Source organism: Pseudomonas sp. MHK4 (assembly GCF_054600775.1).
Window position 1 is genome coordinate 1 of the sequence record NZ_BAAIAK010000036.1, and the last position, 4,081, is coordinate 4,081.

The 4,081-nt window shown below is 32.9% G+C and carries 3 protein-coding genes; all 3 read right to left on the bottom strand.

Annotated features, from left to right (window positions below):
- Nucleotides 1-369: hypothetical protein (locus tag ACYP2Q_RS31360; protein WP_459734087.1), on the bottom strand; the 369-nt coding region annotated here is incomplete at its 3' end.
- 630 nt (nt 370-999) lie between these two features.
- The gene (locus ACYP2Q_RS31365; protein WP_459734089.1) at nt 1,000-2,592 is read right to left on the bottom strand and encodes a hypothetical protein; all 1,593 of its coding nucleotides are present in this window, start codon (nt 2,590-2,592) and stop codon (nt 1,000-1,002) included.
- Between the two features lie 454 nt (nt 2,593-3,046).
- Nucleotides 3,047-4,081, bottom strand: a 1,035-nt coding sequence (locus tag ACYP2Q_RS31370) for a hypothetical protein (RefSeq protein ID WP_459734090.1), incomplete at its 5' end; no start/stop codon positions are given.

Sequence of the window (4,081 nt, forward strand, 5' to 3'; positions counted from 1 at the left end):
ATTGCCATGCAAATCTAATGGGATTAAATTGCTAATTAAATCATTAGATAATGACTTAGATGCACCACTAGGGGCAAGTAACATTATCCATGTATCTAGTTCGGTATTTTTTCTTGTTTTTGGTATCTTCATAGTTGCCCTATTCAACAAGCAAAATGCTGAAAGATACGAATAAAAGCTAAATACTGGAATACCTAACGGTATGTCGGTATTTTTGTAAAATCTATGAAACAACATTGATAAAGCGTCGTTTGTTTTTCTATTAACAAATGGATTGTTAATTAAAGGTAATATATCTTGTATATTACTTGGTTCATCATTGAATATTATTGAATTCAAATAACTTTCTGTTAAATCATTTATCGCCATTTTATTTACTCCTATATTTAATTATTAGTTAGTTATATAAACAACTTCCTTATATATATCATAACCCGCCAAGTTGTTTTGTCAATAGACTTTATGACAAATAATGATTTTTTTTTTAAAACCTATGACACTTATGACAAAAATGACAAATACAAAAAAGCCTTTAAAATCAAGGAAATACAGGCATTGCAGCTCGACATGCACAAAAAAAATAAATGTCAATAGTTATGACAAAATACATATTTTCACGACCCCCCTATGACATATGACAAAGCCATTTTTTGAAAAAAAACCCTGTAAAATCAACGTTTTACGCCTGAAATTTGTCATAAATTAGAGTTATGACAAGCTGGCCGGGGCTGGTGATGGTTTAGGGTCAAAAACCCCCGTTTCTCCTTGAAATGTAGGGAAATTTGCGGGTCTGGGGCTTGTAGATTTCAACCAGTGACGCTTTTTTGTTTTTCACGAAATGATGGAAAACGTCCGTTTTCCCCTGTAAATACAGGACAAAAACAAAACGACGCTTTTGCTCTTACCAACCAGAATCGCCTTTGATTTTGAGATGTGTGGCACGCTGATGAAAAAAAAACAGAATTAAAAATTCTGCTTTTTTTACATCTCTATTAAAAATCATGGGATGATTTTCGCCTTTCGCACCTTACTAACTATCGAACTAACAAACCCAACTTTTAAGCGGTGTTTATCAAGTTCTTCTTGATTTTTATCGAAGAAATCATCAATGATTTTAAAATCATCGCGGTTGGCATTTTTAAATTCCTTGTATATATTTTCAATATTGCCATTCACATCATCGAGCATTTTTTTCGTTGGTAGTTCTTGATTGTGATGTAATGATTTATATATGCAAGTTGAAACGAAGTTAATAACAGAACTAAAATAAAACTGAACACGGTCTAACATCTTTAAATGATCATCGAGTTCATCTTTTGCTTTTTTACGTTCGTCTTTTAAATAAACACTAAGTTCATTATCGACTTTTATTTTTTCATCTTTGTAATAATTTGATAATTCTTTTTTATATTCGGCTTTGGTAGATACAAAACTTTCTTTAAGTTTTGCCATATGTTCATCAACTAATTTCTTGTTTTTTGCGTTTTCAAGTTCAAGAGATTTTTGATTTTCCAAGCCTTTTGTAATGGAATTATAAACACGGTCAGCTTTTGGCAAAGATGCGTCTTTTTTGATTAGCCTATTACGTTCTAATTTTTCAGGAGTTTTTTCAATTACTTCAACTTTTATGTCATAGCCATAACCGGCAAGCTTTTGATTTACAAAGTTATAAATAATTTCTTGGTAATTAACGCCGAGTTCAACCGTAGTTTTATATTTACCATCATAACGGTCTAACGGTTCAAGGTTTTTTGATTTCCTGAATTCGTTTATTACTTTGAATTCTTCATCAATTAAATCATATTTATTTGTTTTGGAATTCTTACCATCAATAAAAATATGGGGGTGAACGCCTAGGGCGGATTCCCTAGGGTCTGTTATTTCATCGCCATGAAATACAATTAACTTTACCGGGTAATCAGGAAAATGTTCCTTATAAAAATCCGATATTATTTTCATATAATGTTCGGGTGTTACATCATCGACATTTTGGTTAAATGGGAATTTCCAAAATGCTTCTTGAATTACAGTTCTTTTTTTACTGAAATTTTCAGGCAATGGCTGAGACATTTCGAGTTTTTGGTTATGTAAATCAATATAAGTTGATAAGCAATTTTTCTTTTGGTCTTTTCTCTTAACATCAAAAGCACTTAACTGGGCAAGGGTTTCACCCTTGTCTATGGGTTCGCTTTTATTACTTAAAACATTTTCGAGAAATAAAGAAAATTCATCATTTTCATTTTTTGAAATGAGTTGTTTTAGTTTGTATGAATATTTAGAAAGTTCCGCATTGTTGACGGTGTTGGATTGTTTCGATTCACTAATTGAAACAACCGGGTCAACAATTGAATTTAAAATCTTTTGGCGTTCCTTTTTTGATAAATCATCGAGTGCCATGATTTTATTTTTATGAACAATAAAATTATTCATGGATAAATCAAGATTGAATTCCATGCCATGCTTTTGGACAAGTCTCAAAGAATGTTCAAGGGATTTATTTAGTTGATTAGTTCCGAGGACATTGCCTTTTGTTTTTGATTTCACGCCAGTGAAATTTAAACGCTTCCAGATCATATTTTTGCTTTTGGTCATTTTGCTCCTGATCGATGTTCACCGGGTAGGTGAACTGAGTTGTTTGTGTCACTCAGAAGGCCCACAAGGCCGCTGGTGACTGCGTAAGGCGACGACCCTGCCAAGGGTGCGGAGACTTCGCTAGCGTGGTCTATAAGAGAAATTAGAGCCATTGCAAATGGTGAAAATTTTCTTGTTGACCAGTTCGGCTTTTGATTTTGCTTCTGTCCCCCTGACAAGGGCCAGTAATAAATTCGCAAGCACGTAGTGCGTCTTTCCGAAGGAAAGTGTGAAATTATTATCAACTGGTTGATTATAAATCACAGATTTAAAATAAAAGCCTTTTTTCATATCGTAACATTGATTTAATTGTTTTCAATAGACAGCATTAAAGTATGTTTTCTTTTAATCAATCGCCCACTATTTCCATAATTTTTAATTATGGGAATAGGGGGTGAAACCGATATTGAAAACATCACTTATCCAATATGGAAAACAATTTAGTTTTAAATTCTGGGCGATGAGTTCTAATAGAATTTAATATCAAGATAAGTTCATCTTTCTTGATGTTAAACTTTCGTTGAACAATGCGATTCCCGAAATCTTTTGAATTCTCCATCGAGCGAATAAATTCCATAATTTGTTCAATTCGGTCTTTTTTCACTGGGAGTTTTATTTCAAGAGTTCTAGCCCTGAATTTTACAAAGTGCTGCAATGAATTAAGCAAATACATTGAAACTTTCAAGCCATATTGTAAATCTTCGCATGAAATGACCGTCCCGGCTCTTTTATGCAATATATGATTGAAAACGGCATATTTCCAACTTTCCATCATATATGTTCGATATTTACTTTCATCGTTGGACATGAATTTTTTATATTGCTTCAACCAAAAATGTTTAAAACATACTGAATAAACCTCTTCACAACCTTCTTCAAAAGTATAATTATTTTCAAAAATGTTCTGGGAAAACAAAGCATTAAACGCTTCTTCAACCGTATCATCAATGACATTTGAAAGGTTATACAGGGCATGGTCTTCGATAGGTCTTTCATCATCTTTCGTCGCAATAGCGACTTGATAACGCCTAAATAGACCATCGTGCATTGATTGTTCGGTCAATGTATTAGCCATTGAATCAATAGTATTGATAAACAATTGCGTCATACGAAAATCTTTGATTTTTATATGTTCTTTTGATGTAAGACGTTCAATTTTTTGACCTTCTTTTAATTTCAAAAGGTAATCACGCATTTCACTCATAGGCCCAACAACTTGTTCAATACCTTTGAACATTTGAGCCGCTTCGTCTTCTATCCAAAAACCTCTTTTTTCTGGAATAGCAGCTAATTGTTTAATCATCCCAACAGGGCCATTCGGCTTGGCAATGTTTGGTTCAACTACTTTATTGCCATGCAAATCTAATGGGATTAAATTGCTAATTAAATCATTAGATAATGACTTAGATGCACCACTAGGGGCAAGTAACATTATCCATGTATCTAGTTC